Genomic DNA, 6683 nt, shown 5'->3' with positions numbered 1-6683 from the left:
GATCTTGGCGAAGTATTTTACACATCTGTTCATTTCGGATGAGCTGGGCGTCCAGAAGCCGCAGGCGGAATTCTTTGCGCCGGTGCTGCAGACCATCGCGGAAAAAGATCCGCGGCGGGTACTGGTGATCGGCGACTCGCTAAGCTCGGATATCGCCGGCGGTCAGGCGGCGGGATTGGATACTTGTTGGTTCAATCCGAAGCATCTGCCGCTGACGTTAAAGCAACAGCCAACCTGGCAGATCGACGCGCTGGATCAGCTGTTGGAAATCTTATAACGATAAAAAGAGAGTTAACAACGGACTTTGTGTCTGGCTCAAGCCGGCAGAAGTTCGTTTTTTTTGTGCGGAAAACAGGACTTTCTGAATCCGGACTTGACCCTTGTCGCGAAATTGGGTAAAGTTTTTTTAAGGATTAAATTTGAATCGCAAGGGGAAAGAAAATCAGTCTTAAGGATCGGGGAAATCATCAGCTGGTTGGATGTGTCTGATGATTTTGCACATAATGTTAAAAAAAATGACAGATGGAGGGCGGAAACATGGAAATCCAGCAGTTGAAATATTTTGTCAGCGCCGTTGAATACGGCAGTATCGTCAAGGCGTCGCAAGCCTTGTTCATCACCCGGCAGACGATCAGCGCTGCGCTGACGCAGCTGGAAAACGAACTGGGCTTCAGTCTTTTAGAAAGGGGAAAGAACGGTGTCGAATTGACGAATGAGGGACGGCTTTTTTACGATCGGATCGCCCGTCAGTTTGATGAATTCAACCAAATTGAAAAGGAAATGAGGGAGTTTTCCAGTCAGTACCGGCTGCCGATCAAACTGGGGATCGTCAGCTGGGCGGATCAGCGGGAAGTCGCCATTTTTGAAAACTGGATTCAGGAACATCCCGAAGTTCAGGCAGAGATTTTGTTTCTGAGCGGAAAGCAAAGCAACGCGATGCTCAAACAGGGCGAGCTGCATTTCTGTCTGACAACCATGCCCAGCGAGGCCAATCTGAACTTTACCAGCGAACAAGTCGCGGAATATCCGCTGATGCTTGCCGTGCATAAAGCCAATCCTTTAGCGCAGAAGACCGTCGTTACCGCGCAGGATTTTCACACCCAGACGATTCTGACGACGACGCTGGGCTATGGGACGCTGGAATATACCGGTCAGAAATGGATGCCGTTTGAGCCTGAGCAGCGCCAGATCTGCTCGGAAGATCCGCTCTACCTGTATTCGCTGTTGGCGATTAACCGCGGGGTTATGGCCTGCCATGGGCAGAATACGCTGATCAATCAGATGCGGGATATCCGCCTGATTCCTTTTTCCGATGGTTTTACCTTCCCTTATTTTCTGCGGACGTCCTCCGCGACGATGCGGAAACGCCAATATGACGAGGTAGCCCGGGAACTGATCCGATACCTGAAACAAAATTTATGAACTGATAAATTCGGATGACAGACACTGGTTGTTTTTGCTTCTGTTTCTTTTTTTGCGAACTTGATAAAATATTATCAAAAAGGAGAGGAAGAAATGAAAGAATATTCACGCAGAGAGTTCATCAAAGGCGCTGCGGCCGGCGCTGCCGGACTAGCCGGCTTATCGCTCATCAGCGGCTGCGGCACGACGCCCGCCGCTGCCCCTCAGAATCAAAAACTGAGCTGGGATCAGGAAACGGACATCATTGTTGTCGGAACGGGCACGGTGATTACCGCCGCGATTGCGGCTTGTGAAATGGGGATTACTTCGATTACCGTATTGGAGAAGGATGAAAATATCTTCGGCGGCACTTCGACTACCTCCGGGGGCGGTTATGCGCTGCCGGGATTCCTGAATGATTTTAAGGAAGAAAACAACGGCGACAGCCGGGAGAAATGTCTGTCCTACATGCAGGCCGTCGGCGAGGATCGGATGAACCGGGCGGTAATGGAATCGTTTGTAGATCACGCTCAGGAATATTGCGACTGGACAAAACAGACACTGGGGTGGTCGCGGTTTATCCATTCCGGCGCGCATAATGATTATTATGACCGCTACCCTGACAGCATCGTCGTCGGACGCGGTTCGGCATTTCCGTTGGACGCGGATAACCAGATGATGATGGCCGGCGCGCAATGGAAGCAATATCGGGAATATGTTGAAACGCATGATCAAATTCAGCTGATGATGGGCACTGCGGCAGAGGAGCTGATCGCCGATGAGAACCACAAAGTCATCGGTCTGGTGGCGCGGCAGGGCGAAAAAACGCTGCGGATCAAAGCGAACAAGGGTGTGATTTTAGGCACCGGCGGATTTGACTACAATGAAGCGATGCGCCGGAATCATCTGTCCTTCCCGTTGTATCGTTCCTGTTCCAGTCCTAACAACACCGGCGACGGTCAGAAGATGGGCGCTCGATTGGGCGCACAGCTGGCGCTGATGGACCGTTATCTGGGCGTGCCGTTTGTTTACGACAACCCGGTGTGGAACGAAGGCGACGACCGCAACTACGGAATTATGGCGACTTCCGCGTTGGCGGATTGGGCGTGTTATCTGAAATTTCCGCATGCCATCTGCGTGAATGCCAGAGGCGAACGTTTTGCGGATGAAAGCCGCGAATATGATGTGTTCAGCCGGGCCTTCAGCGCTTACGACACAGGAACGCTGAAGTATGCGAATATTCCGGGATACTTCATTTGCGATGCGGATTATACATCGCAGTTTAAACTGCCGGGCGGGGCAACGATCGACGCGCTGCCGGACTACATCACCCGCTATGACACTCTGGAAGCTCTGGCTGAAGGTATGGGCATCGACAAAGAAGGGTTGTTAAAGCAAGTCGAAGCGTTTAACGGGTATGTGGACGCCGGGGTTGATCCGCAATGGCACCGCGGCGAAAGTGAAAACGCACTGCGGACGCTGCAGTCGAATACTTATGTAGCGCTGCCGGAGGCCGATTTCTCTCAGTTTACGACGCTGACGGCAACCTTGGGGAAAATTGAAAAAGCGCCGTTCTATTGCTGCCGGTATGTGCCGGGAACCTGCGGAACGCGCGGTGGTTTGTTGACCGACGGCAACGCGCAGGTGCTGGATCAGGACAATAACGTGATTGAAGGCTTATATGCCGCGGGCACCTGTTCCACCGGTGTTGCCGGTTATTGGGCAGGGGGAGCCTGCATTTCGCAGGGCTGCGTCATGGCCTATGTTGCGGCAAAGCATTTGGCGGGAAAATAATTGATACCAGTTTGGCGAAAAGAAGCGCTGATGATCTGGAAAAACGGGAAGCAGGAAGACGTTTGATCCTGAAACGAAGGAAAAGAGATCTGAACGTTTAAAAGACAAATTGAAAAACCAGAATTGAAAAAGAAGACTTCGGCAGAGTGAAACCTCTGAGAAGTCTTCTTTTTGATCAGCGAGATCCCCGGCCAAACAATGCGTGTCGCAGTCAAGTTACAGAATGTCCTTTTTAGGCGGAAGCCGGAAGGACAGAAACAGCTTGCCCAAAATCTGATCCCATCCCTGATCCTTTGGCTCGATGATCCGCAGCTGCGTTTCAGTACGCAGATGATCAATGATCAGCATGGTGTTTTCCAGTTGATTTTCAACCTGTAAAAGCAGCACCGTCACCTGAGGACTGACCTCGGCCTGACTTAACAGCGTGCCGCGGATGCAGCCCCAGCGCAGCTCATATTTTAACTTCTTAACGACCTCCAGATAGGGCAGGGTTAAGCAGTAACGCGTCGTTTTCATGCGTTTTCTTTCAACAGATCGTTGATCACGGCTTCTTCCGGATCAATATAGATCGTTTTGTAACTGGTCAGCGAGACGAAGCCCGGTTTGGCGCCGGGAACCCGCTTGAGATTGCGGATTGGGCAATAGTTGACCGGGACGCTGCTGGAATAGCGGCCTTTGGAGTAATAGGCAGCCACCATTGCAGCCAGCCGCAGCGTTTCTTCGTCGGGCTGTTCGCAATCCAGGACGACATGCGAGCCGTGGAAATCCTTAGCGTGGAACCACAGGTCGTTTTTGCGCGCCAGCTTGAACGTCAGCGCCTCGTTCTGAAGGTTATTCTTACCGAAATATAACGTGACGCCGTTTGCCAGAGGGATCGCCGTGATCGCCGGCAGGGCCTTCGCCTTTTTGCGGTTGCGGCGGATTTTCGACTGGATCGGCTTCATGTAGCCTAACGCCGCCAGCTCCTCGCGGATTTCGCGGGCATCTTCAAAGTTGGCCAGTTCCAGCTGCTGCTCAAGACCCTCGAAATACTCGATCTCTTTCTCGCATAGGTCAATTTGTTCCAATAAATGCTCCTGACCCTTTTTTCCTTTGTTGTATTTCTGAAAACACTTTTTCGCATTGCCGCGTCCGTCGAAGCGGACGTCCAGATCAATTTTGACCTGCCCGCTCTGATCGAAGGTGGTCAAGGTTGCCGACGGCGTGCCTTTGGGAATATTTTGCCCATACGCATATAACAGATCGCCGTATTCCCGCCACTTTTCACAATCCAGCGCTTCCTGCATCGCATCGAGCAGCTTCGGCAGCTTCTGGCGGTAATGCTTGAGCTGCTTGCGGACAAACTTGAACAGATCGCCGGTCATCTGCCGGATGCGGTCTTTTTCTTCCTTATGATAATATAGGACGTCCATGCCCTCCATCAGCGGGTATGCCTTGGCCGGCTGCTCATACTGGGTCAGCGGAATCAGATGAAACTGCGTTTCCTTAGGCGTGTTGGTGATGAACAGCGAATCGCTGCTTTCGATCTGCTTCATGATCGCCGGGAACGTTTCGCCCCGGCGCATCCGCGTTTCGACCTCCCGCCCAAGCAGCGGAGAGAAACCGTCAAACTGCTGGTGCAGCGGCTGTTGCGGATCGACGGTCTGCGCTGTAAATGGATCCTGTTTCACCGGCTGTTCCGGCAGTGTGAATTGCGCGCCCGGCTGAATCGTGCGCTTGGTGTTTTCAAACGGCGGAATCCGCTTGAGCGCATCGAGAATCCGGTTGTTTTCATCGACGAGGATGACGTTGGCATATTTGCCCATCAATTCAACGTACAGCTTGCGGAAGACCTTATCGCCGATTTCATTGCGCAGCGAAACCTCCATCACAAGCCAGCGATCCAGCCCGCCCTGTTGGACAGAGAGAATTAAGCCGCCCTCCAGATGCTTGCGCAGAAGCATGACGAAATGCGACGGCTCCTCTGGGGTCGGATAGGCGCGGTCGGTGAGATTGATGCGGTTGTATTGCGAATGACAGGAAATCAGTAAATTCTTTTTCTCGCGCTGGGTGCGCAGGTGAAACAACAGCTCCGTATTGGAGATCTGATGGATTTTATTGATTTTGCAGGGAAGTATTTCCTGAAACTGCCGGCACAGTGCGTGCAGCAGGAGTCCGTCTAAAGCCATGGTGATCAACCTTTCCAAAATGTGTTCCTATTATACCATGATTCTGATAAAATCCCAAACCGGACCGGCCGTGGAATTCGTTGACAATCCTGGGGAAGCTTTGTATTATTAAACCAGGACAAAAGGAGGAAGGAAGCATGAAAAAGGGGTTGCTGATCGTGCTGAGCGGACCGAGCGGAGTCGGGAAGGGGACGATTCTGAAGGAGTTCGTGAATGATCCGGAATTAAACCTGGCGTATTCGGTTTCCATGACGACCCGCAAAATGCGTCCGGGGGAAGTCGAAGGCGTAAATTATAACTTTGTCGACCGGCCGGCCTTTGAACAGGCGATCCGCGAGGGCGAGCTGCTGGAATATGCGGAGTTTGTCGGGAATTATTACGGCACGCCGCTGAAAAACGTCGAAAAGCTGCGCGCCGAGGGGAAGAACGTGCTGTTGGAAATCGAGGTGCAGGGCTGTCAGCAGGTCATGGAGAAATGTCCGGACGCGCTGACGATTTTCATTATCCCGCCGAGCATGGAAGAGCTGGAAAAGCGGATCCGCGGCCGGGGAACCGAGCCGGAGGAGATCGTGCAGCAGCGCTTGAGCAAGGCGAGCCGGGAGATGGAGCTGGTCGATCAGTACAAGTTCATCGTCTGCAACGAAGACCCGAAGCTGGCGGCGTCGATCATTTCTTTAATCATAAAACGACACATGGAATAGAGGAACCGAAAGACACGGTTCTTCTTTTATTTTGATCGCCGGCGCATGCAAATTATTTATTCTTTAAGCAATATGACAATTTGATTAAATTATTCAAAAACATCGTGAAAGCGGTTGACACTGAAAGCGAAAATAGCTATCATAAAGTCAGCGTAAAGGGTCATTCGCGGGAGTGATTCTGCGTGAAAGGGAGGTTTCAGTATGGCTGAAGCAAAAGAGTTTTTCTCAGCCGCCAAGCACGCTCTTCAAGAGGTTAAAAACACTCAGAGAGAAGCGGTTTACGAAGCGGCGAAAATGATGGGCGACTGCATGCTGGAAAACGGTCTTGTCCAGTTGTTCGGATTGGGACATGGACTGGCGTTTTCCATGGAACTGGGGTATCGTGCCGGCGGGTTGATGCCGTTCCACCAGATCAAAATGGAGGATTTGCTGCTGCGCGGCGTCGTTTCCCCGGAAGAAGCGAACCAGCCTGATTTCAACGACCGCACGGATTTAGCGGATAAATTGTGGAACATGTACAATATTGACGATCATGACATGTTCATCCTGATTTCCAATCCAGCCAACAACGGCGTCATCGTCGAATTCGCAAAGAAAGTAAAAGAAAAAGGCCGCAAGC

Annotated in this window: 7 protein-coding genes; 5 read left to right on the top strand and 2 right to left on the bottom strand. The window is 51.8% G+C overall.

Features of this window, described 5'->3' with window-relative positions:
• The 3 genes from AC5OW4_RS13770 to AC5OW4_RS13760 all read left to right on the top strand — a co-directional run.
• Positions 1-277, top strand: a 277-nt coding sequence (locus AC5OW4_RS13770) for an HAD-IA family hydrolase (RefSeq protein ID WP_493677100.1), incomplete at its 5' end; no start/stop codon positions are given.
• A gap of 260 nt (positions 278-537) precedes the next feature.
• On the top strand, positions 538-1422 hold the full coding sequence (locus AC5OW4_RS13765; protein WP_493677099.1) for a LysR family transcriptional regulator: 885 nt from the start codon (positions 538-540) through the stop codon (positions 1420-1422).
• Between the two features lie 93 nt (positions 1423-1515).
• A complete protein-coding gene (locus AC5OW4_RS13760) occupies positions 1516-3195 on the top strand; it encodes an FAD-dependent oxidoreductase (RefSeq protein ID WP_295770268.1) in 1680 nt (559 codons plus the stop codon).
• 216 nt (positions 3196-3411) lie between these two features.
• Here the strand turns inward: AC5OW4_RS13760 and AC5OW4_RS13755 are convergent, their stop codons facing one another.
• Both AC5OW4_RS13755 and AC5OW4_RS13750 read right to left on the bottom strand, forming a co-directional pair.
• A complete protein-coding gene (locus AC5OW4_RS13755; protein WP_195548105.1) occupies positions 3412-3711 on the bottom strand; it encodes a hypothetical protein in 300 nt (99 codons plus the stop codon).
• A complete protein-coding gene (locus tag AC5OW4_RS13750) occupies positions 3708-5363 on the bottom strand; it encodes an Rqc2 family fibronectin-binding protein (RefSeq protein WP_295770271.1) in 1656 nt (551 codons plus the stop codon). The genes AC5OW4_RS13755 and AC5OW4_RS13750 overlap by 4 nt, the downstream gene beginning before the upstream one ends.
• A gap of 137 nt (positions 5364-5500) precedes the next feature.
• On the opposite strand from AC5OW4_RS13750, the gene gmk reads away from it, so the two are divergent.
• Both gmk and AC5OW4_RS13740 read left to right on the top strand, forming a co-directional pair.
• A complete protein-coding gene (gene gmk, locus AC5OW4_RS13745) occupies positions 5501-6064 on the top strand; it encodes a guanylate kinase (RefSeq protein ID WP_195548103.1) in 564 nt (187 codons plus the stop codon).
• 201 nt (positions 6065-6265) lie between these two features.
• The coding region (locus AC5OW4_RS13740; protein WP_493677098.1) for an SIS domain-containing protein at positions 6266-6683 on the top strand (418 nt) is incomplete at its 3' end.

The sequence above is a fragment of the Holdemania sp. genome (assembly GCF_986127675.1).
The sequence above is the reverse complement of the archived record's forward strand: the minus strand, read 5'-3'. Positions and strand labels throughout refer to the sequence as shown.